Genomic DNA, 26,573 nt, shown 5'->3' with positions numbered 1-26,573 from the left:
GGCGGCGCCTCCGCGCATCCAGGAGGGTCCATGGCCGTCGCCGACTCGCACGCTGCTCGTCCCCAGAAGACCGATCACCTGCCCGAGGCCGTCGAACGGCGGGTGGCGGACGCCCTCGCCGCGCTGTCGCTCGAGCAGAAGGTCCGCCTGCTCACGGGCGCCGACTTCTGGAGCACGCACCCCGAGCCCGCGATCGGCCTGCGCCGCATGGTCGTCTCCGATGGCCCGGTCGGCGTGCGCGGCGAGCGCTGGGACGAGCGCGACCCCTCGGTGTGCCTCCCTTCCTCCACCGCCCTCGCGGCCACATGGGACGAGGCCTTGCTGGAGCGCGTCGGCGCCGCGCTGGCGTCGGAGGCGCGGCGCAAGGGCGTCGACGTCGTCCTGGGGCCGACCGTCAACCTGCACCGCAGCCCGCTCGGCGGCAGGCACTTCGAGTGCTTCTCGGAAGATCCGCTGCTGACCGGCCGGCTCGGCGCCGCCTACGTCCGAGGGCTGCAGGCCCACGGCGTCGGCGCCACGCCCAAGCACTACGTCGCCAACGACTCGGAGACCGAGCGGTTCACGGTCGACGTCCGGGTCGATGAGCGCACGCTGCGCGAGCTCTACCTCGCGCCCTTCGAGCGGATGATCACCGGCGCGGGCGCGTGGCTCGTGATGGCCTCGTACAACGCCGTCAACGGGGTGACCCTGACGGAGAGCGCGCTGCTCGCGTCGCCGCTCGAGGACGAGTGGGGCTTCGACGGCGTCGTGGTCTCCGACTGGACCGCGACCCGCTCCACCGAGGCCGCGGCGCGCGCGGCGCTGGACCTCGCCATGCCGGGCCCGGGAGGGCCGTGGGGCGCGGCGCTCGTCGCCGCCGTCCGCCGCGGCGCGGTGCCCGAGAAGGCCATCGACGACAAGGTCCGCCGCCTGCTGCGCCTCGCCGCCCGGGTCGGCGCCCTCGAGGGCGTCGCGCCGGCCGCGCCCGCCCCGGCCCCGCTCTCCAGCGCCGAGGCCGGGGCGCTCGCCCGCGAGGCCGCCGCGGCCGGCATGGTGCTCGTGCGCAACCAGGGCGACGCGCTCCCGCTCGACGCGGCCAGCCTGCGGCGCATCGCCGTGATCGGCCCGAGCGCCGCGGCGGGGCGGATCCAGGGGGGCGGCAGCGCCAGCGTCCACCCGCACTACGCGGTCTCGCCGCTGGACGGGCTGCGCGCCGCGCTCGGCCGGCGCGCCGAGGTGCTCCACGCCGTAGGCACCCGCATCCACGAAGGGCTCGTGCCGGTGGCCGGGGACCAGGTCGTCGACCCCGTGAGCGGCCAGCGCGGCGTCCACGTGCGGCTCCTCGACGCGAAGGGCGGCGTCCTTCACGAGGAGCACCGCGACGTCGGACGCCTCACCTTCATCGGGGATCAGCGCGCGAACGAGGCCGCGACGATCGAGGTGACGGCGCGGTTCCGCGCCGCCGAGGCCGGGCTCTACCGGATCGGCGTGGCCGGCGTGGGCGTCTACCGCCTCACCGCCGGCGGGCAGGTCCTCTTCGACGAGGTGGTCTTGCCGGACAAGGACGACATGGCCGCGGCCCTGCTCGCCCCGCCGCAGCGGGCGGCCGAGCTGTCCCTGGCCGCCGGCCAGGAGATCGATCTCGCCCTGACGCACACCGTCCCCGTGGGCACGCTCGCGGTGGCGTTCTCCCTGGGCGCCGAGGTTCCGGCGCTGTCCGACGAGGAGGAGCTGGCGCGCGCCGTGGATCTCGCGCGCTCCGCCGACGTCGCGATCGTGGTCGTCGGCACCACCGAGGCGATCGAGAGCGAGGGCTTCGACCGGAGCACGCTCGGGCTCCCCGGCCGCCAGGACGAGCTGATCCGTGCCGTCGCGGCCGTGAGCCCCCGGACGATCGTGCTTGTGAACTCCGGCGGGCCGGTGACCATGCCGTGGCGCGACGAGGTGGCCGCGGTGCTCCTCACGTGGTTCCCGGGCCAGGAGTTCGGCGCTGCCGCCGCCGACGTGCTGCTCGGCGCCGTGGAGCCCGGCGGCCGCCTGCCCACGACCTGGCCCGCGCGCGCGGAGGACGTGCCCGTGCTCTCGACGAAGCCCGAGAACGGCAAGCTGGTCTATGCCGAGGGCCTGCACATCGGGTACCGGGCCTGGGCGCGCGCAGGCGTCACCCCGGCCTACCCGTTCGGGCACGGCCTGGGCTACACGCGGTGGGAGATCCTCGACGTGGAAGCGCCCAGCGTCGCCGCCGGCGCGGCGGTCGAGGCGCGGGTGCGCGTGCGCAACGTCGGGACGCGCCGCGGGCGCCACGTGGTCCAGCTCTACCTGTCGCGGCCGGACTCCGAGGTCGAGCGCCCCGCGCTCTGGCTGGCCGGCTTCGCGTCCGTCGAGGCCGAGCCCGATCAGACGGTCGACGTCGCCGTCACCGTCGAGCCGCGGGCCTTCGCGCACTGGGCGGCAGGCCGATGGCAGGTGGAGCCCGGCGTGTACACGCTGCATGCGGGACACTCGGCCGCCGTCCTGACGAGACAGACCGCGGTGCACCTGCACGAGTGAGAGCGCGGCCGCGCGGCCGCGCGGCACTTGATGCAAATTGCCCCAGCGTGACCGATGCGCGCGGCCGATTCCCGGCTGGAAAGGGGAGTCCGTGCTCGTCTTGTCGTCTCGCCCCGAGGGCGCGCGGGCGAGCGTCGAGCTCGCCGGACGCTGCGCGCGCGGCGGGACGTGGGCTGGGGGGTCGCGCAGGCGCCGGCGGAGGTGAGGAGACGGCGCCTGGTTCGCCGCTTGCTTTCCAGGAGGGCGACCCATGATGGACGAGCACCATGTCCCCGGCCAGAGCGGATGGCTCGCGCTCGCCGGGAGAGGCGATGAGAGCACGGGCGGCGTCTCGTCGAGCGTCCGTGGATCGCCGCAGAGGGAGCGCGCCGTGGGCGAGGTCCTCGCGGGCAAGTACCAGATCGTGGGCCGGCTGGGCGCGGGGGGCATGGGCACGGTGTGGCGTGCGCGCAGCCTTTGGCTCGACGTCGACGTGGCGATCAAGGTGCTCCACGAGGAGCAGCTCGACGGCCACGCCGCCGAGCGGTTGCTCCGGGAGGCGCGCGCGACGGCGAAGCTCGGCCATCCGGCGATCGTGCGCGTGTTCGATTTCGGCGAGACCGACGCGGGCGAGCCGTTCCTGGTGATGGAGCTGCTCGAGGGCACGCCGCTCTCGAGCTGGCTGGAGGCGAGGGGCCGGGTGCCGGCGGAGCAGGCGGTCCAGATGCTCTTGCCGGTCGCGTGTGCGCTGGCGACGGCCCACGCGCAGCGCATCGTCCATCGCGACATCAAGCCTGCCAACATCCTCATCGTGCCCGACGGCGCGGGCGGCCACGTCCCGAAGGTCGTCGACTTCGGCATCGCCAAGCTCGCCAACGCGGCGAGCCCTGCGATCACGCAGCGAGGGATGATCGTCGGCAGCCCGGAGTACATGTCGCCGGAGCAGGCCGACGGCCAGCTGGACGTCGGGGAGCAGACCGACGTCTGGGCGTTCAGCGTGGTGATGTACGAGCTGATCACCGGGCGGCGGCCGTTCGGCGGGGAGACGCTGAGCGCGGTGATCGTGGCGATCTTCAGCAAGGAGCCGGTGCCGACGACAGAGCTCGGCGCCGGCGACGAGGCGCTGTGGGCGATCCTCCGGCGCGGGCTGGCCAAGTCGCCGGCCGATCGATGGCCCAGCATGCGCGCGCTCGGCCGCGCCCTGGCCGCCTGGGCGGTCGAGCGCGGGGTGACGGCGGATGTGGCGGGCACGTCGCTCGCTCACCAGTGGCTCGCGCGCGGGGCCGAGCCGCCGCTCGCGGCGGAGAATGCGGCTCCGATCGCCGCGCCTGCGGGCGCGGCCTCCGGGGCGGAGGTGGCGGCGCAGCGCCCGGCCGGCGCGCGGGAGGCGCCGGGCGCGCTGCCGGCGCCGGCGGCCGCGCCCGTCGCGCGCCGGGGCGGCACCATCAGGATGGCCGAGGCATGGCGCGGAGCTCGGCTCGGGCTCACGGCCTCGCCGTGGCTCCAGAAGGCGCTCGTGGCCGGGGTCCTCGCCTTCGCCGCGCCTCTGGTGGTCGTCCTGGGGCTGGGCGCGCGGGGTGGGAGCGCGAGCGCGGGCACCGCTCGGCCGGCGGTCATGGCGGCTGCTCCTGCCGTCGCCCTGGGCGCGTCGGAAGCGCTGCGCGGGACGGCGTCCGCTGCGTCCTCCATCGGCGTCGCGCCCCCGGATGCCGGCGCGCGGCGCGCGGCCGCTTCCGAGGCGGCCGTGAGGGGTGCGGCGGCGGACAGCGCGCCTGCCGAGCGGGACGAGCACAGCGATCCGTGGGAGGAGCCGAGCGATCCCTGGGATGAGCTCTTGCCGGCGCCTGCGGAGCGGCGCGCTCAGGTGGCCGAGCCGGCCAGCCAACGGATCGCGCCGCGCGCTCAGGTGGCCGAGCCGCGCGCTCAGCGGGTCGAGCCGCGCGCTCCGCGAGCTGCGTCGCCGCGTCCACGGCCTGACTCCACGTCCATGCCGCTGCCTGCGGCGCCCGACTTCTGAGGTGGTCATGCGCACTCCCGGGGTGAAGCACCGCTCCCTTCGTGGTTCTGGCGATCTGATGCTCCTCCTGGTCACGCTCGCTGCAGCGGCGCTCGGGCCGGGAGGCTGCTCCGCTCTGATCAGCGAGGAGCTGTCCGACAAGGCCGGCGATACAGAGGGCGCTGGAGGGCTCGACGACCAGGTCGGCGACGGGCGTGGCGGGGGCGATCTCATCGGGAGCAGCGGCGCGAGCACGAGCAGGACCACCGCGGGCGGCGGTGGCGACGAGAGCGCGACAAGCAGCGGAGGCAGCGGAAGCGCAAGCAGCGGGAGCGGCGCTGGCCCGAGCAGCGGGAGCGGCGCTGGCCCGAGCAGCGGGAGCGGCGCTGGCCCGAGCAGCGGGAGCGGCGCTGGCCCGAGCAGCGGGAGCGGCGCGGGAGCGAGCAGCGGAAGCGGCCCCGACCCGAGCAGCGGAAGCGGCCCCGACCCGAGCAGCGGAAGCGGCCCCGACCCGAGCAGCGGGAGCGGCGCTGGCCCGAGCAGCGGGAGTGGCCCCGACCCGAGCAGCGGGAGCGGCGCTGGCCCGAGCAGCGGGAGCGGCCCTGGCCCGAGCAGCAGTGCAGGCGACGGCAGCGGAAGTGGCGCTGGTGGGAGCGGCGCGGGAGGCGACGGCAGCGGAAGCGGCGCGGGAGGCGACGGCAGCGGAGGCGGCGCGGGAGGCGACGGCAGCGGAGGCGACGGCAGCGGAATCGGCGCTGGTGGGAGCGGCGCGGGAGGCGAGGGCGCGAGCAGCTGGAGCGGCGCGGGAGGCGCTGCAGCGAGCAGCGGCGCAGGCACCGAGGCGACCTGCAATGGCCATTACGCCGATTGCGACGGGGACGCGGCGCATCATTGCGAGACCAACCTGTGGAACAACGACGATCATTGCGGCGCCTGTGGCAACCGATGCCCCGCCGGTACGAAGTGCCGGCGAGGAGACTGCTCATGAGCGCGCGCCCCGCACCGCGCTCCGCGCGCCTGGGCGTCGCGCTCGCCGCGGCCTTGCTCGTGGCCGCGGCCCCGCTCGCCGCGTCGGCGCAGGGCGCGGGCGATGTGGCGTCCGCGCGCGTGCTGTTCGTCCAGGGGGCCAAGCTGGCGAAGCAGGGGCGCTGGGAGGAGGCGCGCGCGCTGTACGCCCGATCGCTCCAGATCAAGGCGGCTCCCCTCACGCGTTACAGCCTCGGCGTCGCGCAGAAGGAGACCGGACACCTCGTCGAGGCGCTCGCCAGCTTTCGCGCATTCCTGGCCGAGCCGCCGACGCCGACGACCTCTCCCTACGTCGTGCCAGCGCGCGAGGCGGTCGCGGCGCTCGAAGGGCGCATCGGCCGAGCGACGATCGCCGTCAGGCCCGCCGAGATCGGCGGGCTGACGCTGACCATGGACGGGAGGCCGCTGAGCGAGGCCCCTGGTCAGGTCATCGAGCTGGACCCGGGCGCTCACGAGATCGCGGCGAGCGCTCCGGGGTTCCGCGCCGCGGTCGCCCGGTTCAGCGTCGGCGCGGGCAGCTCGGTCGAGGTCCCGATCGCCCTGGCGCGAGCCACGACCGAGACGAGGCAAGCCTCGGCTGCTGGAGGCGCTCTGCCTCCCGTGGTTGGCGCTGCCGATGCATCATCGAGCCGGACGCTCCCGCTCGTCGTCCTGGGCGCGGGCGGCGCGCTCTTCGCCGGCGGGGCCATCCTCGGGCTCTCGGGCCTGAAGCAGGCAGGCGATGCGCGCTCGAGCACGGGCGCCGACGCGGGCGCCGCGCGGGCCAAGGGGATCGCCGGCGACGTCCTCGGCGTCGCCGGCGTCGCGACCGTGGGCGTCGGGCTCTACCTGCTGCTGAAGGAGCCCGCGCCGAGCACGACCAAGGCGGGCTCCGTGACGCCGTGGCTGAGCACGTCCGGCGCGGGCATCGAGGTGCGGCTCTGACGCCGCGCGGTCCGCGCTGAACCCACCGCCGGCGGCGAGCGCTCGACGCCAGGACGCGGGGCAACGACGCAAAAGAGAGGCGGCGAGGGGTATTCCCGGCGGAAGCGCGGACATGGTACTGCGCGCCCATGCGCTCGCTCGTGACGGTGCTGTCCCTGGCCGCGCTCCTGGCCGCGGGCGCATCCGCCTCGGCCAACGGCGACGGGACCAGCTCCTCGCCCCCCGCGGCCGCGCCCGTGGCGACCGCTCCTTCCGCAGCAGCACCCACGGCGAGCGCGCCCCCTGCGGCCGCGCCCGCGGCGAGCGCGGCCGCATCCCCGCAGGATCCGGCGGCGGCCCGCTGGTGTGCGCCCGAGCTCGCGTCGCTGCCCGGTGAGGTGTGCGCCTTCCTGCCGGCCAAGCCGGCGCCTGGCCCGCGGGTGCTCGTGATCTTCCTGCACGGCGTCGTCCAGCCCGATTCCGGGTGGCAGTGGGCGCAGCAGCGGGGCGCGGCGCGGGCCGGCGCCCGGCACGGGGCCGCCGTGATGATGCCGCGCGGCCGGCGGGGGATCGGTCCGAAGGCGATGCCAAATTCAATGGAAGACTGGTGGTGCTGGCCCACCGCCTCCGCCGCGCAGACGGCCCACGAGGACGCCCTGCTCGCCGAGTGGGACGCGGCGCGCGCGGAGCTCGAGCGGCGCGCGGGCGCGCGCTTCGAGCGGGTGCTCGTGTTCGGCTTCTCGAACGGGGCGTACTACGCGACGTCGCTGGCGATGCGCGGGCGGCTGCCGGTCGACGGCTACGCGGCGTTCGCAGGCGGATCGGGCGCGCGTTACCTGCAGCGGGCGGGCGCGCAGACGAAGCTGCGCGCGCCGGTGTTCGTCGGCTGGGGCGGGAAGGACCCGGCGCACAAGGACCAGGTGGCGCTCGCGAAGATGCTCCGCAGGCTGAAGTGGCCATCGAGGTCGCTCGGCAAGCCGCGCGCGGGGCACGCGATGACCGACGAGCAGGTCGACGAGGCGTTCGCGTTCCTGGGCGGCAGGCGAGGCGGCGACAAGGCGCCCGGCAGAGGGCGAGGAGCGCGGACGCGATGAAGGACGCGCTGACGACCGCGCTCTCCCCCGATTTCCTCGAGCGCGAGGCGGCCCGCCTGGGCGCGCTGCTCGCGGATCACGTGCGCAGCGCGCAGCGCCGGGAAGGGCCGGTGCTGGTGCAGCGATCGATCGAGGAGATCCTCGCCGCGCTCGACTTCGATCGCACGGTCGCGCACGGCGGCGCGGATCTCGCCGCCCTCGTCGCCACCGTCCTCGACAACAGCAACCGGCTGCACCACCCCCGCTACTTCGGCCACCAGGTGGCCGTGCCGATGCTGTCGTCGTCGCTCGCCGACCTCGTGCACGGCGTCCTGAACAACGGCATGGCCGTCTATGAAATGGGGCCTGCCGGGACCGCGATCGAGCGCGGGCTCCTCCGCTGGATGCGGGGCAAGATCGGCTGGGGCGCCGAGGGCGACGGCGTCATCACCCACGGCGGGAGCCTGGGCAACCTGAGCGCGCTGCTCGCGTGCAGGGAGCGCGTCGCCCCGGGGAGCTTCAAGGCGGGCGTCCCGCCCGGCCTCGTCCTGCTCGCCTCGGAGGCGGCGCATTATTCGGTCGCGCGCGCCGCCGCCATCCTGGGCCTCGGCGTCGATGCCGTCGTGAAGGTCGCCGTGGACGACGCGCTGCGGATCATCCCGGGGGCGCTCTCGCGGGCGTACGAGGAGGTGAAGCGGGCGGGCAAGCGGGTGCTCGCCGTGGTGGCCAACGCGGGCGCGACGCCGAACGGGGCCTTCGACCCGCTGCGGGAGATCGGCGCCTTCTGCCGGCGGGAGGGGCTCTGGCTCCACGTCGACGGCGCCCACGGCGCGGCGGCGCGCTTCACCGAGCGCTACCGGGACCTCCTCGACGGCGTCGAGCTCGCCGACTCGCTGGTCTGCGACATGCACAAGATGCTCGGCACCTCCACGCTGGCCTGCGCGGTCCTCGTCAGGGATCCCGCCGCGCTCGCCGGCACCTACGAGCAGTACGCGCCGTACCTGCACGGCGACGACGAGCGGCAGGGCGTCGATCTGTCCAAGCTCACGTTCGAGTGCACGAAGGCGCAGCTGTCGCTCAAGCTGTTCTTCAACCTCGCCCTCGTCGGCGAGGCTGGCCTGTCCGCGCACGTCGAGCGCCTCTTCGACGCCGCCCGGCGCTTCCACGGCCTCCTCGCGCGCCGGCCGGCGTTCGAGTGCTTCGGCGCCCCGCAGGCCAACATCCTCTGCTTCCGGATCGGCCGCGACTCGGCGACGCAGGATCGCGTCCGGCGGCAGATCGTGGAGGAGGGGAGCTTCTACATCACGCGCACCACGCTGCGCGGCGAGTCGTGGCTGCGCCTCGTCATCATGAACCCGCAGACGACGGACGGGGACATCGAGGCGCTCGCGGCGCGCATCGAGGCGCTCGCCGTCGAGCGCGCGCCGCCGCCCTGACGAACGCGCCCCGGACCGGGGCCGCGGGCGGACGCGAGGCGGTCAGCCGCCGCCTCTGGACCTGGTCGCCGCGGCTGACGGGGGCGCCGGAGCGTCGCCGGCCGGCACCTGGAGCATCGCATAGTCGATCGTGGTCTCGTTGCGGAGCACGGTGAGCACCACCATGTCGCCGGGCACGCGGGCGCGCAGGTAGCCCTCGAGGCCTGCGAGCGAGTGGACCGGCTGCCCGTCGACCGCGAGGATGACGTCGCCCGGCTCCAGGAGCGGGGACGTGAAGCTGCGGATATCCATGCTCGCGATCCTCGCGCCCTCCCCCGCGGTCGGCTGGATGGTGAGCAGCCAGGGCGCCGGGACGGAGGTGGCCATCGGCGCGCGGCTCGACCGGCTATCGCGTTTCTCTGGCCTTGCGGTCGCCTCCGGGCTCGCTGGCGCGCCGGCGCGTTGCTGCGTGTCCTCGATGCGCTGCGAGGCCTCGACGCGCGGGCAGTCGCCGCGGCACGCGCTGACCGCCAGCGGGACGAGCGGCGTGAGCACCCCGGAGAGGCGTCGAGCCCACCCGTACGCGCCGCGCGCACGGAGGGGCTGATCCCGCTGTTGACTGCCATGCATGGCCCCGGCGTCCTCCGCGCGTTCGCCACGCGTCCTATCGCGTGCTCACGTCGCTCACCTCGCTCCTGTCGCTCATGTCGAGAGCTGCAAGATCCCAACCACCGATTCCTCGCCGCTGTCCGGGCCGTTGTTCGGCGCGCGGCGAAGACCGGGGCGAGGCGGGCGCGGAGAGCGTTCTTCTCCCTCTCTCGCCGCGCCCTCGCTGTTCCGTCTCTCGTGAGTCCGAGCGGCGTCCGCGCGCCTTGAACTCACCGGAAAGCAGGGAGGGTGTCCGTCCTTCGGCGCGCCGTGCTCACGGGCTGGCGGGCCGTGGCGCCGAGCCGAAGTGCGCGGGGAACACCCGCTCGAGGAACTCGTTGCGCAGGAGCCCGTCGGGATCGACGAGCCGCTTCAGGCGGACGAACTCCGGGAGCGCGTGCGCGTACATCGCCTGGAGGTGCTCCGCTGTCGCGTGGACGTTCTTCACCAGGTAGACGCGGCCGCCGAGCTCGAGCGCGCGGGCGCTGAGCTCGCTGAGGCGGAGGCCGATCCGGTGGGCGCTCTCTTCCTCCGAGGCCTCGAACGCGAGCGTCACCGCGAACCCGTCGGTCCCGCGGTTCGCCGAGAGGAGGAACTGGTCGCCCTGGATGTGGAGCACGTCGAGCAGGAGCGGCGGTATGCCGTCTCGGGACGCGATCTCGTCCACCTTGCCCAGGAAATCGACGAGCCGGCGCAGGCTGTCCTCCTGGGCGCCCGGGTCGTAGGGGATCATGAACGCTTGCTGCACCGTGAGCATGGGCATCCCGAGGGTCTGCGCGATGCGCTTCGCGCGGACGTTGCCGTCCATGAAGAACAGGTAGCCCATGAGCTCATCGACGTACGGGCGTGAGACATCGAAGAGGAAGCGGTCGATGAGCGTCCAGAGGCCCCGGCTCACCACGGAGGCGCGCATCAGCCACTCGATCGGGACGCGGAGCACGTGCCTGGGGCGATGGATCAGCAGCGGGCGGAGCTCGTGCGAGGTCCCCGGGACGTACCGCGACCGGAGGACCATGCTCCTGCTCCCCTCCAGGGTGTGGAAGGCGATGGAGAAGAGCGCCTCCGGGATCCACCCGTCCTCGTCCGCGGTGCCGCCCTCGGCGTGCAGGAGCTGCTCCGCGCGCGGGAGGAGCGCCGTCGCGAGCTCTTCGAGCGAGGCGCAGCGCGTCGCCTGGGTGACGACCCGGATCGGCGTCCCTGCCGGGGCGACGCGCGCGACGCGGTAGGTGACGTCGATCACCGCGCCGAGGTAGCCGAGCCCGCCGATCACCGCGTGGAACAGCGCGCTCGTCGCCTCATCGCGGCTGAGGGAGAGCAGCTGTCCGTCGAGGGAGAGGAGGGAGAGCCGCTCGACGTAGTGTCCCTCTTTGCTGGCGATGCCCGAGAAGCGCGAGAGACAGTCGCCCGAGACCGTGCCTCCCGCGGTGGCGTGGCTCGTCGAGACGACCGTGTAGGGCACGAAGCCGTGGGCGGCGAGCGCGCGGGCGATGGCTCCCCAGGTCGCGCCGGCGCCCACGGTCATCCGCGCTCCTTGCGTGTCGATCTCGATGGATCGGAAGTGGTGCATCGAGATCACGATGTCGTCGTTCAGCGCCTGGCCGTCGAACGACTGCCCTCCGGCGCGGAACGTGATCCTGCGCCCTGTCCGCCTCGCCATGCGGAACAGCACCCTCAGCTCCTCGACCGACGCCGGGAAGTACACGTCTCCGCAGGATCGGTGCAGCCCGCTGTAGCCCTGGAGCGCGAAGAGCGGTCTCCGTCGGATCTCGTCGAGCCGTGGCGTGAGAAGCTCGCCCGTCGTCCCAGTCCGATCGAGAGCAGCGCGCATCCGACCAGCTTCGCTCGATGCGGCGCGGCGGGCCAAATTAGCCGCTGTTTTCGCGGGCCCCCCGGGGGCCCCAACGTTAACCGAGCTCGTTCGATCACGCTGAGGGCACAAAGCCCCCCCTTCACCCCACCATCGATCACCAACGTGGACGTGAACGTCCACGACCACGTTTACGTAAACGTCCACGTCTACGTAAACGTTCGGATGTAGGAGAGCGCGTCGCGAAGCTTGGTTAATGCCCGGGAGGCCCCCGGGGAGGGGGCTCGTCGGGCGGGGCGGGGACGTGCCGGTGTCCGAGTGTCTCTAGAAACCGCGGAGCTCGACGTGGATGTTCCGTCGATGCGCCGATTGCTGGAAGCGCCGGATCAGCTCCGCGACGTCGTGGTCGATGTACGACACCCCCTGGGCGTCCACGACCACGTGGGTGTCGCTCGGCAGCCGCTCGAGCAGCGTGACGAGGTTGCCCTGGGTGAAGAAGTAGGCCGCCTTGTTGAACCGGATGGTCACGCGAGCCCCCTCGTGGATCACGTCGAAGACGCGGGACATATGGGTCCTCAGCACGAAGAGGACGCCGACCGCGAGGCCGATGGCGATGCCCTTCAGCAGATCGGTCAGCACGATGGCCACGATCGTCACCACGAACGGGATGAAGTGGTTCCAGCCGAGCTGGCGCATCTCGGCGAAGATCTTGGGCTTGGCCAGCTTGTAGCCGGTCACGAGCAGGATCGTCGCGAGGCACGCGAGCGGGATGCGCGAGAGCAGCCCTGCCGCGAAGACCACCGCGAGCAGCAGGAGCGCGCCGTGCGCGAAGGCGGAGACCCGCGTCCGCGCGCCGGCGTTCGTGTTGGCGCTGCTGCGGACGATGACCGACGTGACCGGGAGACCGCCGGCGAACCCGGAGAGCATGTTGGCGAGGCCCTGCGCGACGAGCTCCCGGTTCGGCGGCGACTTGCGGTGCCACGGATCGATCCGATCCACGGCCTCCAGGTTGAGCAGCGTCTCGAGGCTGGCCACGATCGCGAGCGTCACGCCCAGCACCCACACCTCGGGGCGCAGGATCGCGGACCAGTCGGGGAGCTGGAGCGCGCTGACCAGGTCGCCCGTGGGCAGCGTCACGAGGTGCTTCTGCTCGAGGGCGAGCGACGGGATCGCCGCCTTGAACAGCTCGTTGCCGAGCGTCGCGACGAGCACGGCGACGAGGGGCGCGGGGAGCCAGGAGATCTTCGCGAGGCGCGATTTCTCCCACCCGACCAGGATGGCGAGGCAGATGGCGCTGAGGAGGAACGCGCCCCACTCGATGGCCTGCGCCGCCTGGCCGATCATCGTGAAGGTGTTGCCGCCGTCGGCCTTGAACGATTCGGAGGCGAAGTTGTCCTTGTCGAAGCCGACGGCGTGGGGGACCTGCTTCAGGATGAGCAGGACGCCGATGGCCGCGAGCATCCCCTTGATGACCGAGGAGGGGAAGAAATGGCTGATGGCGCCGGCCCTCAGCACGCCGAGCCCGAGCTGAAGGACGCCGCCGATCACCACGGCCATCGCGAAGGCCTGGAAGCTCTGCAGGCTGGTGATGCCCGCCAGCACGATGGCGGCGAGCCCCGCCGCCGGGCCGCTCACGCTGAGCTGAGAGCGGCTCACGAGCGGGATGACGAGCCCGCCCACGATGCCGGCCACGATGCCGGAGAGGAGCGGGGCCCCCGACGCGAGCGCGATGCCCAGGCAGAGCGGCAGGGCGACGAGGAAGACGACGAGGCCGGCGGGGATGTCGTACTTGAGGTTCGCGGTGAGGCGCGGGTCGAGCGGCGGCGCGCTCTCCGCGGGCGGCGACTCCTGGCTCGCACCCGGGCTCTCGGGACTAAGCGTCACGGCGCCGGCGGGACTCACCCCGGCGCCTGCATGGATGGTATTCGGAAGCTGCATCGAACGGGCCCTCTCGATTCGAGTTAAGACGTGGATCGGCGACGAACAGGCGCTCAGACGGCCCGCCGGTAGACCGTCGACTCCGGCAGCGCCGATGGGGGCGCAGCGTCACCGATCGGCCCGAACTGGCCGGTCGAAGCCTCGAATTGAAAGACCTGTCCGGTCTCGATCTTGAAGACCCAGGCGTAGAGAGAGAGCTCGCCGCGCGCGAGCCGCGCGCGGATCGTCGGGTGCGTCCGGAGGTTCTCGATCTGGGCGAGCACGTTCTCCTCCACCGTGATCGTCAGCCGATCCTCCCCCTCGATGTGCGGGTAGTTCTCCTGCACCAGGCGGCGCGTCAGCTCCGCGTGCTGGAGCCACCCTTTGACCGCCGGCAGCTCGTCGAGGCCCGCGGAATCGAGCAGCCCGCGCATCGCGCCGCAGTGCGTGTGGCCGCAGACGATGATGTGCTTGATCCCGAGGTGCGCGACCGCGAACTCCATCGCGGCGGCCTCGCTGCCGTTGCCGGCGCCGTACGGCGGCACGATGTTGCCGACGTTGCGCACGATGAAGATGTCGCCCGGCTGAGTCTGCGTGATGAGGTTGGGGTTGATGCGGCTGTCCGAGCACGTGATGAACAGCGCCTCGGGCCGCTGACCCCTCGCCAGGTTGCGGAAGAGGTCCTGATGTGTACCGCACACCTCGGCATGGAACTTGTGCAATCCGTCCGCGAGCTTCTGCATGGAATAAACCCTCTCGTTGACCGCGCCGATACGGCGCGGCGATCGTCATGAACACCTCCGATTCCAGCGACTCCGAGCTGGACCGCGAGCGGACTCAGCCACGGAGCTAGCCTGTCAGTTCAGGAAGCGTGGTGGAGGACGACGGAGGGGAGGGTGGGGGACGGGGGAGGGGACGCGGACAGGCCGGAGATCGGCGACGAGGACGGCGCGCGGCGGCGCCGCGCCGGCGCGCGGCGCCGATCGCGAGGCGATCGAACGATGCGCCCCGTCGCGGAGCTGCGGCTGCAAGGCCTCGAGGCCCCCCGCGTCGTTCTCGCTGGCCCCGGTACGAAACGATCCCGAAACATCGGAGCTGCCGGCTTCGATGATGCTGATATTCGCCCGTCCCAGCGCAGCGGGGGCGAGGATCAGCACGAAGAGCAGCGCGATCCGAGGGAAAAATGACCGGAGGGCCAGCATCGTTCGAGGAGTGAGAGGCTGTCGGCCCCGGGAACCAGGGCAGCGCCCTGTCTATTCCCTAACCTGGCAGCGGTCTCGGTTCATCGCAAGACACAACGAGGTGCAGAGCGTGTGTGGCAGAATGTCCCGATCTGGGACGGACGTCTCGCGCCTGAGCCAGCACGGCGCCACGTCCAGATACCCGTACCAGCGACAGAATTCAACCTACCGTCAATGCCGACACGATGGCGTCGCGGAAGCCGCGCATCTCGTGCTCACCCGCATATTTATAACGAGGCCAGAAGAAGCCCTTGAGACCGTCCCTCCGACGGCGCGGGACCACGTGGATGTGCACGTGGGGGACGCTCTGACTGACGCGGTTGTTGATGGCGACGAAGAAGCCTTCAGCCGTGCATGCGGACTCAACAGCGCGCGCGAGGCGCTGCGCGGTCGCGAAGAGCGGACCGACGAGCGACGCCGGAACGTCGGTGAGCACCTGATGATGGGCGCGTGGGATGAGCAGGCAGTGGCCGGGAAAGAGCGGGTGGTGATCCAGGAACGCCATGACCTCCGGCTCGTCGAGCACGACGTGGGCCGGCGTTTCGCCCCGGGCGATGCTGCAGAACACGCAGGGGCGGGGCGGCATGGCGGGCTTCGCGCTCTTCGATGACGCGCCACCTGCCAGGCGTCAATGCCGGGAGCGCGGGGAGCGGAGCGCGTCCGCGGTCACGCTGAGAGCGCGCGACCGCGGCCACACAGGGCGGGCACGGCTGCGCAGGGGGCGCGCGATCAGTGATCAATGGCTCGCGAGGATGTCGTCTATCGAGCCATAGGTGGCAGGCTCGCGCGTCCAGTAGTCGAGGAGAAGACTGCCGGCCGTCATCCACGCTCGGTCGAAGCGGCCGTCCTGCGACGTGACGCGCACGACGTGGTCGCCGCCGTGGAAGGCCCAGTGGCGGCCCGTGTGGTCGAAGTGGTCGATGAGCGCGCCCTGCCGCGTCTTGACGTGGAGCGCGTCGGAGGGATCGTCCCACGAGGTGTCGATGATGAGCTCGTAGACCTGCCAGATGTTGCCGGACGGGAGCACTCCCCAGTCCACCTGGACCCCGGAGTCGTTCGGGAGCCCGAAGACGAAGCAGCGGGGCATGCGCCGCGCCGCGTGCCAGAGATCGCCGTTGCGGCTCGGCTCGTGGTGGAGCGTGACCAGCGTGTCGCGCGCGAGGCCGAACGCGTCGTTGTCGCCGGGGCTGTCCCACACCCGGCGGAAGAGGTGCTGGCAGAGCTGGTCGGCCCCGGCGGAGAACCCGACGGTGAGCAGGCCCCGCTGCCGGCGCTCGTGCAGGAGGCGCCCGAACTTGCCGGGCTCTCCGTCGAACATCGCGCCGAGCTGCTTGTAGCGCCAGAGCCCTGTCGTGCTGTAGCCGCCGCCGAGGATCACCACCTCGGACGACGCGAGGTAGCGCCAGAGGACGTCGACGTCCTCCCTGCGCAGGTCGCTGTTCCAGTAGAACGGCACGTGCTCGAGGCCGAAGCGCTCGTAGAACCGGAAGAACCAGCTGAAGTTGCCGTACGCGAACTCCTGCCGCTCGCGCTCGTTGCCGTCGCGGGGCGCCTCCGACATCGGCAGGAACAGGATGCGCTTGTTGTCCCGCCCCGAGAGCGCCCGCTGCGCGATGTAGTGGTCGTGGATGAAGTTGCAGCGGTTATGGGAGCTGTAGAGCAGCGCGGTTCCTCTCATGAGGGCGCGCATCTGAGCCGCTCGCCGCGCCGCTCGTCAAGGGGCCGCTCTCGCCGGGCGGGCTCGGCGCGCGGACGGCGAGGCGCGGCGCTTGTCGGCCTCGGCCGCTCGTTGGTCGACCACGCACCGCGCACCGCGCGCCGCGCGTCAGCCGCGCCGCACCTGCTGCATCTTGCGAGGGATGGCGCCCGAGCGCATCAGCATCTCGAACGCCTCCTTCTCGAGCATCGGGTGCACGCCGCGCGGCGGGACGCCCATGGGGCTCTTCTTCTTCGTGACGAAGCCGCTCAGGTACTGCGGGTTGAGCGCGCTCAGGCTCCGCAGCGTGGTCTTCATCTGCTTCGTGTTGTTCGCCCACGCATAGGCGAACGCGCGCGAGCGGAGCAGCTGCGGCTTGAGCTCGGCGAACGCCTCGTCGTTCGGATCGAAGGTCTCGAGCAGCTCGACCGCCTTGCCGGCCTGGCCGGTCCGGGCCCACGCCTCGCCGACGATGGCGGCCATCATGGCGCGGATCCTCGGCTCCTTGTGGCGGGTCATGTCGATCTTGTCGACGAGCGCCCGCGCCTCGTCCGTCTCGCTCAGGATGAGGTGGATCATGCCGCGCTGGGCGCGCGCCTCGTCGGCCATCGGGGCCATCACCTTGTCGAGGTTGATGGTCTCCAGCGTCCGGAGCGCGGCCCGCGGGTCCTCCTGCATCTGGAGCTGCGCCTTCGCGAACGTCGCGGCCGCGTCGTCCTTCTTGAACTCCGTGTCGAGCTTGGCGATCGCGTCCTTGCGGGCCTCGGCCGAGTCGGCGGTCTGCACGATCTGCGCGACGGCGCGCGTCCGGGTCGCGAAGCGCAGCGCCCACACGATGACGCCGCCCACGATGACCGTCAGGACGCCGGCGACCGCCTTCGGCCAGATCCCCGGGATGGCCAGGGCGATGGCCCAGACGATGAGCGCCGGGATGCCGACGCGGATGGCGAGCGAGCGCGGGTTCAGCTGGGAGAGCGGGTCGGCGGGGGGCTTTCCGCTGCGGAGGGCGGCGATGGCCTGCTCGCGCTGCTGCTTGGGGCTCTGCTTCTTCGGGGTGGGTTTGCCGGGGGTCTTCATCGAGGTCGTGGAGCTGATTTCCTGCGCGGGGCGCGGGGTCTCATAGCCGGCTTGCGGGGGAGCGGCCAGCGGAGGCGGACGGACGGGCCGATCGGCCCGGGGGAGGGGCTCGGGCGGTGGGCGGCCGCGAAGCGGACGCGGGGTTCGGGGCGGAGCCCTGAGGAAAACTAGCTCGCGGCCGTGTCGGGGTCGCTGCTGCGGGCGCTGGGCTCGCCTTCGGGCTCGGGGGCGGGGACGGGCGTGGAGGCCGGGCGGGCGGGCTCGAAGCCGCGCAGCGGCGGGAGCGGCTCGATCGCGGGGGCGATGATCGGGACGCCGCGCTGCGGCGGGATCGTGGCCGTCGGATCGGCGAGGCCCAGCGTCGACTCGCGGAAGTGGAGGAAGATCGTCTGCGCGAGCGAGAGGCAGGGCACCGCGAAGAGCGCGCCGGTGATCTGGAAGAAGTGCTCGCCGACGAGCAGCGCGAGCACCACGAGGACCGGGTGGATCTTCGCCGCGTCGCCGATGATCTTCGGGTTCAGGAAGTTCGCCTCGAGCTGGTGGATGCCCACGATCCACGCGAGCACGCCGACCGCCGTGCCGAACGACTGCGTGAGGCCGATGAGGACCGCGGGGATCGAGCTCAGGATCGAGCCGAAGATCGGGATCAGCGACATCACCCCCGCGAGGACGGAGAGGATCGGCCAGTACTTGAGGTCGAAGAGCCAGAAGCCGATCGCGGAGAGCACGCCGTTGACGAGGCAGATCAGGAGCTGCCCGCGGACGACGCCGGAGAGCCCCCGGTCGAGCCGGCGCAGGAACCGATCGAACGAGTCGCGCGAGGTCGGGTGCCAGAGCTCGCGGAAGAAGCGCAGGATCTTCTCGTGCGTCAGGATGATGTAGCCGGCGAGCATCAACGTCATGAAGAGGTTGAAGATGCCGCGCGAGATGGCCGTCGCGATGGCCTGCCCGATCCGGAGGACCGCGAGCGAGTTCTCCTTCAGGTAGGTGGCCCCCTTCTCGTAGCCCTCCTGGAGCATGTTCGCGCTGGAGAGCCCGCGGTGCCTCGGGCGCGCCTGCGCGATCTGCCAGACGCCGTCGCGCGTCTCGCGGACCTCGACGTCGTCGGAGATCTGCACGTCGAACGAGCCGTCCGGCCCGGGCAAGATGCGGATCGGCGGGCGATCGACGCCCTCGTCTCCTCCAGGGGCCTCGATGGATCCAGGGTGCCGCGCGGCCTGATCGGGCTCCTGGTCGGGCGCGATCGCCGGCGGCGGCGCCTCGGGCTCGCGGCCCGACCAGCGGTTGAGCCGCGCGTCGAGCGCGGGCAGGTACTCCTCGCGCAGGCGCGCGGCGAGGCGCGGGGCCTCGGCGGTGAGCGCCTTCCCCTCGGCGACGAGGCGCGGGACGCTGAGGGCGAAGAAGCCCGCGATCCCGGAGAGCACGAGCGCGTAGACGACGAGGATCGCCGCCCACCGCGGGACGCGCGCGCGCTCGAGCCGGAGGACCGCCGGCGTGAGCACGTAGGCGACCACGAGCGCGAGCACGAACGGGAGCAGCACCGCGTGGGAGACGATGAGCAGCGCCGCCGTGAGGACGGCGCTGATCGTCAGGAACACGGTGCGCTGCGAGGGGCCTTCGCTCACAGCGCCTCGCCGCGCGCGGCCCGGCCGTGGGGGCCCTCGTCGACGAGCGACGCCGGGAGGTCGGCGAAGAAGCCGAGCAGGTGGTCCCGCGTCGCCTCGAGCGCCTGCGGGACGACGCGGACGTCGGCGAGCACCGGCATGAAGTTGGTGTCGCCTGGCCAGCGCGGGACGATGTGGACGTGCAGGTGCTCGGCGATGCCGGCGCCCGCCGCGGTGCCAAGGTTGATCCCGACGTTCATGCCCTCGCACTTGAGCGCGGCGCGCAGGCGGGTCGTCGACTCGCGCACGAGGCGGAAGAGGGCCTCGTGATCGGCCGGATCGAGCGCGTCGAGCGAGGCGACGTGCGCGTGCGGGACGATGAGGAGGTGGCCCGACGCGAACGGGTAGCGGTTGAGCATGACGAACGCGCGGCGGGTCGTCGCAACGACCAGCCGGTCGCGCTGTTCTTGCTCGGATGCGCGGGGGATGCCGCAGAAGATGCAGTCGGCCTGGCCCTTCGGCGCAAGGATGTACTCGATGCGCCAGGGCGCCCACAGGGGGTTGCCCATGTCGCGGAGACGCTAGCACGGCGGCAACGCGCGCGGGACCACCGCTCGCTCGTCACCACGCCGCGCTCTCACCTCACAGGCGCGCCGCGCGCTCTGCCGCTCCGCCGCCGGCGCGCGCTCAGAACTGGATCGGCGTGGCCCCGAGATCGAACCAGAGCGAGAGGCCAAGCCCGGCGGAGGTGCCGAGCACATCCCAGACGAGGTCGCGCGCCGAGGGGGTGCCGTGCCCGGCGGCGTCGAAGGCCTCCTTCGCCAGCCCAGCGCCGAGCGCGAGCGCGGCCCCCAGCGCGAGCCGCTGCCGAACGTCGTTCGTCGCGAGCGAACCGAGCGCGTACCCGCCGCCGGCGAGGGCGATTGACGCGCAGAAATGGCGCGCCTTGTCATCGCCGAACCACGGGTCGGCGGCCGCGGCGCGGGGGCCGTCGGCGCGGGCAGGAAGCGCGCTGAGCGCCAGGGCGGCGAGGACGGGCGCCCCGAGGGCGGAGCGCGCGAGGAGGCCTCTCATCGCGGCATCGTCCGCGGCCTCGCGGAAAAAGCAAGAGGCGAGGCCCTGGGGAGGGCCTCGCCTCTCGTCGACATCGGGTCCACACGGCGAGCCGGGGGCACCGGGGGCGCCCTCGGCCCGCCGCACCTGTGACGTGCGGCGGGTGAGCGCCTGGCGCGCGGCCGCCTCAGCGACGCCGCGCGCCGATCCGCGTCACTTCAGGTCCAGCTTGGCGCCGAACTTCTCCTTGATGAGATCACCGATCGTGCCGGCCACCGGCTTGTCGTCGTCGTCCTTGCGCTTCTGCTGCTGCTGCCGGACCGGGGCGGGGCGCTCCATGCCGATGTTCTTCATCGTCAGGAAGAGCCTGCGGTCGACCGTGTCGAGCGAGGAGATCTCGGCCTTCACCTTGTCGCCGACCTTGAGCTTGCCTTCCTCGGGCTCCTGCACGTCGCTCTGCGAGATGAGGCCCTCGACGCCCTCGCGCAGCCGCACGAACACGCCGTAGTCGACGATGCTCACCACCTGGGCGTCGTCGAGGACGCGGCCGGGCGGGTACTCCGTCAGCATGCTCGGCCACGGGTCGTCCCAGAGCTGCTTGATGCCGAGGGAGACCTTCTTCTCGTCGTGGTTGATCGAGAGGATGATCGCCTCGACGTCATCGCCCTTGTGGTAGAGGTCGCTCGGGTTGTTGACGCGCACCGACCACGAGAGATCGCTCTTGTGGACCATGCCGTCGACGCCCTCCTCGATCCCGACGAAGACGCCGTAGTCGGTGAGCGACCGGACCTTGCCCGCGATCTTGTCGCCGGGGTGGTACTTGTCCGTGAACAGCATCCACGGATCGGGCTCCAGCTGCTTGAGACCGAGGCTGATGCGCTTCGCGCGCGCGTCCACCTCGAGCACCTGGCACTCGAGCTCCTGGCCCACCTCGAGCAGCTTCGACGGGTGCTTGACCTTCTTGGTCCAGCTCATCTCGCTGACGTGGATGAGGCCCTCGACGCCCGGCTCCAGCTCGACGAACGCGCCGTAGTCGGTGATCGACATGACCTTGCCGCGGACCTTCTTGCCCGCCGGGTACGCCTCCTCGGCGTGGTTCCAGGGGTCCTCCTGGGTCTGCTTGAGGCCCAGGGAGACGCGCTCGGTGTCGGCGTTGTACTTGAGGACCTTCACGAGGACCTCGTCGCCGACCTGGAACACCTCGCTCGGGTGGTTCACGCGGCCCCACGACATGTCCGTGATGTGCAGGAGGCCATCGATCCCGCCGAGGTCGACGAACGCGCCGTACTCGGTGATGTTCTTGATGGTCCCCTTGACGGTCATCCCTTCCGTCAACGTCTCGAGCGTCTTGGCCTTCATCTCGTCGCGCTCGCGCTCCAGGAGCACGCGCCGCGAGAGCACGATGTTGCCGCGCTTCTTGTTGAACTTGATGACCTTGAACTTGTAGGTCTGGCCGATCAGCTTGTCCAAGTTGCGGATCGGGCGCAGATCGACCTGAGAGCCCGGGAGGAAGGCCTTCACGCCGCCGCGGATGGTGACCGAGAGGCCGCCCTTCACGCGCTGGCTGATCGTGCCCTCGATGAGCTCGTCCGCCTCGCAGGCGTTCGAGATCTCATCCCAGACCTTCATCTTGTCGGCCTTCTCCTTCGACAAGGTCACGAGGCCGTCGTCGTTCTCGCGGCTCTCGATGTAGACGTCGACCTTGTCGCCCGCCTTGACGGCGCTCTGGCCCGCGGCGTCCGCGAACTCGCGGAGCGCGATCACGCCCTCGCTCTTGCCGCCGATGTCGACCACGACGGAGTCGCGGTTCACTGCGACCACGGTGCCGGAGATGATCTCTCCTTCACGCGCGAAATCGCCCCCTTCCACGCTCTGTTCGAAGAGCGCGGCAAAGCTCTCCATGCTCGCCCCGGACGAGCCTGCCTCCATATGGATGTTACTAGTCATGTTGTTCGTTCTTGTTTCCTTTCCTTCCCTGGGATTCGCCGCGCGGGCGCAGGCGTGGACCCTAGGTGCCACGCACGAGCGGCGGAGGGGCAGGCACACGCGTACCGATGCACCCGGGCCCCTCGGGAGAGGCGAGCCTGTAGTCTGAGGAGGGGCCTCTGTCAATGCAACGACCGAGCCACTGGAGGTTTTTGTAGGTCCGATCCGTTTTGCTGGGAAGGATGTGCCCGCCCGCCCAAAGCAGCGCGATCTCAGGGCGCGCCGGCCGGCGCGCTCGCGTCGAGCGCGTCGCGCGCGGCTCGGGCGCGGTGTGCGAGCTCTGCGCAGGCGCGATCGAGGCCCTCGTGGGGCCATTTCGTCCGGATCTCGACGAGATCTCCCTGCGCGAGGGCCTGGGCTCCCTCGAGCGCGGCGCGCGCGCCGACGACGTCGACGACGTCGGGGAGCAACGCGAGGGCGAGCTTGAGGCTGCCGAGGAACGCCTGGGTGTCCGGGGCGAGCGCAGCAGCGGCCTCGCCCGACGCCGGCGCAAGGAGCATCGAGAGCGCGGGCTCCGCGCCGAGCGTGAGGGTGCCCGAGGCGTGGTCGATGCGGCGGAACAGCGCTCCGGCCCGCGGCAGCACGCCGGAGGCCGCGGCGGCGGCGCCGGACCACGCGGCGCTGGTGAGCGCGAAGGTGACGGCGCCCTGCTCGGGCAGATCGAGGCGCCGCCACTCGTCTGCGTCGGGCGACGCGGGCAGCGCGGCCTTCACGATCTCGACGTCCGTGCCGAGGACGATCGTGCCGTCGTCGGCCTGGCCGAGCACGGCGCGCGGCCCGAGGAGGAGGAGCTCGCCCTCGCGGCGGACGCCGGTCCAGCCCTCGTCGCGGGCGACCTTCTCCATGCCGGCGACGAAGCGGCCCTTCGGGATGCGCCCGCCCGCGAGCGCGACCCAGCTCGCGGCGTCGGTCGACGCGACGACGATCTCGCGCAGATCCGACGGGAAATCGAGGCCGGTGGCCGCCTCGATGCGCGCCTTGCGCGACGCGGTCCGGGGCGCGTCGTCGAGCAGCGGGAGGAAGTGCTGGCGCACGGGGCCGAAGAGCGCGAGGTCGGCCGTCTCGAGGCGGACCACGATGTTCGCGTCGCCCGGGATGTGCTGCCGGGCCGTCGGCACATAGCGCCAGAACAAGAAGTAGACGCCGAGCGCCGCGCCGGCGAGCAGCGCGGCGAGCGCGAGCGCGACCACGAGGCACGCGGCCCCGCGGGGGCGGCCCGGGCGCCGCGGGGCGGCTTCGCCGGGCGGCGCAGGGCGCGCGTCCGCGGGGGCGGGATCGCCCTCGGGCGCCGGCGCGGGCGCGGCGAGGTCGTCGGTCACGGTCGGTCGGATCGGTTCTTCGATCAGGGTGTCAGGCATCGGCTTAGCCCGGGGAGCGCCCGGACAGCAGGGCGAGCACGAGGGGCGCGGGGAAGAGCCAGCGGAGCCGCACGGTGCTCTCCACCTGCTCGATCGAGAGCTCCTTCATCAGATCTGCGTAACGACCCTCCTCGACGTTGTCGCGGAGCACCTCGAGGAACCGGCGGGCGCGCGCCGCGCCGGCCGCGTCGACGCCGACGAGCTCCACGTCGAGGCGCACCCCTTCGTCGTGGAGGGACGCCACGGCGCGGACGCGCGCGACGCCCGCGACGAGCGCGCCGATCGACGGGAAGCGCCGCGCGAGGTAGGGGGGGAGCCGGCGCGCCCGCAGGTCGAGGCTCACGAGCCCCTCGGCGGCCGGGTCGCCGCGGCGCGCGTCGGGGCCGTCGCGGAGGACGCGCGCGACGCTGCTCACCTCGACCGCCGACACGAGCGCGACCGCGCGATCGCCGAGCGCGATGATCCGCGCCGTGTCGGCGCGCGATCCCGCGACGGCGCCGCGGCGGTCGAAGACGGCGACGCGGTCGGCGGCGCCGCCCTCCTGCGCCGCCGGCGCCGGCTCCCAGCGGCCGGGATCGGGCGTGAGCCCGGCCATCCGGCCCTCGAGGACGACCACGCGATCGCCCTCCTCGAGATCGGCGAGCCGCAGGCCGAGCCAGACGACGTCGGCGCGCTGGAGGGCGCTCTCCAGCGCCTCGTCGGGCACCTCGTCGAGCGCGCGCCGGGCGAGCTCGTCCGAGGCCGCCTGGCCCAGCCCGTCGCGCATGCGGGCGACGTCGACGCGCACGACGAGATCGAGATCGGCCGGGAGCAGATCGGCCGGCTCGATGCGCCGGACGACGCGCGGGCCTGCAGGGCTCGCGGCGTCGCGCGCGGGGGGGCCGCCGCCCGCGAGCCGCGGCGCGGCGTCCCCGCAGGCCGGGAGCCCGAGCGCCATCAGGGCGGCGGCGGCGGCGGCGGCGCGGACCTCAGCCGCCGCGCGCACGGATCTCCACGAGGGTCGCCATCTCGTCGATGATCTCCTGCGGGCTCCTGTGCCCGGAGTCGACGAGGATCGCGTCGTCGGCCTTGCGGAGCGGCGCGACGGCGCGCTCGCTGTCGGCCTTGTCGCGGCGGAGCACGTCGGAGAGCGTCGCCTCGAAGCTGACGGGCATGCCGCGCGCGACGAGCTCGTCGTACCGCCGCTTCGCGCGGATCTCGGCCGGCGCCGTCAGGAAGAACTTCACCTCGGCGTCCGGGAACACCACGGTGCCGATGTCGCGCCCCTCGAGCACAACGCCGCCGCCCGCGCCGGCCTGCCGCTGCATCGCGAGCAGCGCCTTGCGCACCGCGGGGATGGCCGAGACCCGGCTCGCCCCGAGGCTGATCTCGGGCGCGCGGATCGCGCTGGAGACGTCCTCGCCGTCGAGCAGCACGCGCATGCCGCTGCCCCCCAGGCTCGACTGGGCCGGGGCGTTCGCGGGCGGGGGGGCGGAGGAGTCGGGCGGCATGCCGTGCGGGCTCCGCTCCAGCGCGATGCGCCCGCCGCGCGCGAGATCCTCGGCGAGCGCGCCGATCTCGCCCTCCTCTTCCCACGTGAGGCTCGCGCGGCGGGCCGCGAGCGCGACGGCGCGGTAGATCGCGCCGGTGTCGACGAGCAGGTAGCCGAGCCGCTCGGCGAGCCCGCGCGCGACCGTGCCCTTGCCGGCGCCGGCCGGCCCGTCGATCGCGACGCGCAGCCGCCGGGGCTCGTCCCGGGCCGGGAGGTGGTGCGCGTCGTCCTGTCCTTGTCGTTCGGTCACCTGCGCTCCTCCTCCTCTCTCTTCTTCACGGAATCGCCTCACCGATCGCGCGCTCACGCGGCGCGGGCGCCCTCGACCTCGATGCGCGCGCCCAGGGCGCGCAGCGTCCCGACGAAGAGGGGAAAGCTGGTCGCGATGCAGCCCGCGTCGCGGACGCGCGTGGGCCCGCCGGCGGCGAGCCCGAGCACGGCGGCCGTCATCGCGATGCGGTGATCGCCGCGGCTGTCGACGTCGGCCGCGTCGAGCGGCCGGTCGGGCCTGCCCTCGACGAGCAGCCCGTCGGTGCGCTCCTCGCAGCGCAGGCCGAAGGCGCCGAGCACGGACGCCATGGCCGCGATGCGGTCGGTCTCCTGCGCGCGCAGCTCCCGCGCGTCGAACACCTCGGTGAGGCCGCGCGCCCGCGCGCCGAGGCCGAGCAGGATCGGCAGCTCGTCGAGGGCGCGCGACGCGAGCTCGCCGCCCGCGCGCCCGGCGCGGAGGCCGGCGCCGGAGGAGGCGGACGCGACGTGGACGTCGCCGGTGGGCTCGCCGAGGGCCTCGCCCTTGATCTCGACGGCGACGCTGCCATCCATGTCGTCCATGTCGCGCAGCACCTCGAGCAGCCCGGTGCGGGTCGGGTTGAGGCCCACGCGCCGCGCGGTCACGCGGCTCCCCGGCACGATCTGCGCGGCGGCGACGAGGAACGCGGCCGCGGAGAGGTCGCCGGGCACGTCGATCTCGAACGCCGGGAGCGCGCCGGAGAAGCGGGCCGCGTCGAGGCAGACCATCGCGCCGACCGAGTCGATCGGCACGCCGAGCGCGGTGAGCATGCGCTCGGTGTGATCGCGCGAGACGATCGGCTCGCGCACGAACGTGGGGCCGTCGGCGTAGAGGCCGGAGAGGAGGAGGGCGCTCTTCACCTGGTCGCACGGGACGGGGAGCTCGTGCTCGATCGACGAGAGCACGTGCGGCTCGGGGAGCGGCCCGACGTCGAGCGGCGCCGTGATCTCGCCGATCTTGCGCGGATCGAGCTGCCCCTCGATGCGCCCGCCGCGGAGCCGGAGCGGCTTCGCGACGCGCTCCATGGGGCGGCGCGAGAGCGACGGGTCGCCGACGAGCCGCGCGGCGAAGCGCTGGGCGACGAGGATGCCCGCGAGGAGGCGCATCGTGGTGCCGGAGTTGCCGCAGTCGATGGGGCCGTCGGGGGCGCGGAGGCCGGAGAGCCCGGCGCCGTGGACGACGAGGTCGCCCGGCGACGGCTCCTCGACGCGGACGCCCATGGCGCGCAGCGCGCCCACGGTCGAGAGGACGTCGCCGCCGAGCGTCCCGCCCCGGATGCGGCTCTGCCCGGTGGCGAGCGCGGCGAGGAGGAGCGCCCGGTGGGCGATGCTCTTGTCCGCAGGGACCGGCACGCTCCCGATGAGCGGCCGCTCCGCCGGGTGGACGATGAGGTCGGGCACGGGTTGCCGTGTAGCAGAACGGCGGCCGCAGGCACAGCGGGCGGG

At 72.9% G+C, this 26,573-nt stretch carries 21 protein-coding genes; 6 read left to right on the top strand and 15 right to left on the bottom strand.

The features are described 5' to 3' along the window. Positions 1-30 precede the first annotated feature (30 nt). The 6 genes from WMF34_RS35020 (at position 31) to WMF34_RS34995 (ending at position 8,942) form a co-directional block, all read left to right on the top strand. On the top strand, positions 31-2,529 hold the full coding sequence (locus tag WMF34_RS35020) for a beta-glucosidase (protein WP_437994688.1): 2,499 nt from the start codon (positions 31-33) through the stop codon (positions 2,527-2,529). A gap of 250 nt (positions 2,530-2,779) precedes the next feature. Beyond that, positions 2,780-4,525: a protein kinase domain-containing protein gene (locus tag WMF34_RS35015; protein ID WP_437990559.1), complete on the top strand. Its 1,746-nt coding sequence runs from the start codon at positions 2,780-2,782 to the stop codon at positions 4,523-4,525. 7 nt (positions 4,526-4,532) lie between these two features. After that, positions 4,533-5,492, top strand: coding sequence for a hypothetical protein (locus tag WMF34_RS35010; RefSeq protein ID WP_437990558.1), 960 nt, complete (start codon positions 4,533-4,535; stop codon positions 5,490-5,492). After that, complete coding sequence (locus WMF34_RS35005) at positions 5,489-6,454, top strand: PEGA domain-containing protein (RefSeq protein WP_437990557.1); 966 nt, start codon at positions 5,489-5,491, stop codon at positions 6,452-6,454. The genes WMF34_RS35010 and WMF34_RS35005 overlap by 4 nt, the downstream gene beginning before the upstream one ends. Positions 6,455-6,582: 128 nt before the next feature. Further along, positions 6,583-7,527, top strand: a complete 945-nt coding sequence (locus WMF34_RS35000) for an alpha/beta hydrolase (RefSeq protein ID WP_437990556.1) — start codon at positions 6,583-6,585, stop codon at positions 7,525-7,527. Further along, a complete protein-coding gene (locus WMF34_RS34995; protein WP_437990555.1) occupies positions 7,524-8,942 on the top strand; it encodes a pyridoxal phosphate-dependent decarboxylase family protein in 1,419 nt (472 codons plus the stop codon). The genes WMF34_RS35000 and WMF34_RS34995 overlap by 4 nt, the downstream gene beginning before the upstream one ends. 42 nt (positions 8,943-8,984) lie before the next feature. Here WMF34_RS34995 and WMF34_RS34990 read toward each other — a convergent pair whose 3' ends face one another. From WMF34_RS34990 to aroA, 15 genes are all read right to left on the bottom strand, one after another. After that, positions 8,985-9,551 carry a PDZ domain-containing protein gene (locus WMF34_RS34990; protein WP_437990554.1) on the bottom strand — a complete coding sequence of 189 codons (567 nt, stop codon included), beginning with the start codon at positions 9,549-9,551 and terminating at the stop codon, positions 8,985-8,987. Between the two features lie 292 nt (positions 9,552-9,843). Continuing rightward, positions 9,844-11,397 carry an FAD-binding oxidoreductase gene (locus WMF34_RS34985; protein WP_437990553.1) on the bottom strand — a complete coding sequence of 518 codons (1,554 nt, stop codon included), beginning with the start codon at positions 11,395-11,397 and terminating at the stop codon, positions 9,844-9,846. Positions 11,398-11,700: 303 nt separating this feature from the next. Next, positions 11,701-13,260, bottom strand: coding sequence for a SulP family inorganic anion transporter (locus tag WMF34_RS34980; RefSeq protein ID WP_012239497.1), 1,560 nt, complete (start codon positions 13,258-13,260; stop codon positions 11,701-11,703). 107 nt (positions 13,261-13,367) lie between these two features. Continuing rightward, positions 13,368-14,036: a carbonic anhydrase gene (locus tag WMF34_RS34975; RefSeq protein ID WP_012239496.1), complete on the bottom strand. Its 669-nt coding sequence runs from the start codon at positions 14,034-14,036 to the stop codon at positions 13,368-13,370. Positions 14,037-14,694: 658 nt separating this feature from the next. Then, positions 14,695-15,120, bottom strand: coding sequence for an HIT family protein (locus WMF34_RS34970; protein WP_012239494.1), 426 nt, complete (start codon positions 15,118-15,120; stop codon positions 14,695-14,697). A 150-nt stretch (positions 15,121-15,270) separates the two neighbouring features. After that, entirely contained in the window at positions 15,271-16,212 is a 942-nt protein-coding gene (locus WMF34_RS34965; RefSeq protein WP_437990552.1) for a hypothetical protein, read from the bottom strand. A gap of 147 nt (positions 16,213-16,359) precedes the next feature. Beyond that, positions 16,360-17,307 (bottom strand): hypothetical protein, encoded by a 948-nt coding sequence (locus WMF34_RS34960; RefSeq protein WP_437990551.1) that lies wholly within the window; start codon positions 17,305-17,307, stop codon positions 16,360-16,362. A 167-nt stretch (positions 17,308-17,474) separates the two neighbouring features. Beyond that, entirely contained in the window at positions 17,475-18,932 is a 1,458-nt protein-coding gene (locus tag WMF34_RS34955; RefSeq protein ID WP_437990550.1) for an AI-2E family transporter, read from the bottom strand. Next, a complete protein-coding gene (locus WMF34_RS34950; RefSeq protein ID WP_012239490.1) occupies positions 18,929-19,480 on the bottom strand; it encodes an HIT family protein in 552 nt (183 codons plus the stop codon). The genes WMF34_RS34955 and WMF34_RS34950 overlap by 4 nt, the downstream gene beginning before the upstream one ends. A 118-nt stretch (positions 19,481-19,598) precedes the next feature. Further along, complete coding sequence (locus WMF34_RS34945; protein ID WP_012239489.1) at positions 19,599-19,985, bottom strand: YfiM family protein; 387 nt, start codon at positions 19,983-19,985, stop codon at positions 19,599-19,601. Between the two features lie 192 nt (positions 19,986-20,177). Further along, complete coding sequence (locus tag WMF34_RS34940; RefSeq protein WP_437990549.1) at positions 20,178-22,265, bottom strand: 30S ribosomal protein S1; 2,088 nt, start codon at positions 22,263-22,265, stop codon at positions 20,178-20,180. Further along, positions 22,163-23,308 (bottom strand): hypothetical protein, encoded by a 1,146-nt coding sequence (locus WMF34_RS34935; protein WP_437990548.1) that lies wholly within the window; start codon positions 23,306-23,308, stop codon positions 22,163-22,165. The genes WMF34_RS34940 and WMF34_RS34935 overlap by 103 nt, the downstream gene beginning before the upstream one ends. Before the next feature lie 4 nt (positions 23,309-23,312). Next, positions 23,313-24,293, bottom strand: coding sequence for a hypothetical protein (locus WMF34_RS34930; RefSeq protein ID WP_157907128.1), 981 nt, complete (start codon positions 24,291-24,293; stop codon positions 23,313-23,315). Then, the gene (gene cmk / locus WMF34_RS34925) at positions 24,277-25,089 is read right to left on the bottom strand and encodes a (d)CMP kinase (RefSeq protein WP_080599094.1); all 813 of its coding nucleotides are present in this window, start codon (positions 25,087-25,089) and stop codon (positions 24,277-24,279) included. Before cmk ends, WMF34_RS34930 begins: the two co-directional genes overlap by 17 nt. 53 nt (positions 25,090-25,142) lie before the next feature. Continuing rightward, positions 25,143-26,528 (bottom strand): 3-phosphoshikimate 1-carboxyvinyltransferase, encoded by a 1,386-nt coding sequence (gene aroA, locus WMF34_RS34920; RefSeq protein WP_012239484.1) that lies wholly within the window; start codon positions 26,526-26,528, stop codon positions 25,143-25,145. Between the last annotated feature and the right edge of the window lie 45 nt (positions 26,529-26,573).

Origin of the sequence: Sorangium sp. So ce145 (assembly GCF_051525985.1) — a bacterium.
Lineage (GTDB): Bacteria > Myxococcota_A > Polyangia > Polyangiales > Polyangiaceae > Sorangium > Sorangium cellulosum_B.
Note: the sequence above shows the minus strand (reverse complement) of the source record. Positions and strands in the feature narration are given on the sequence as shown.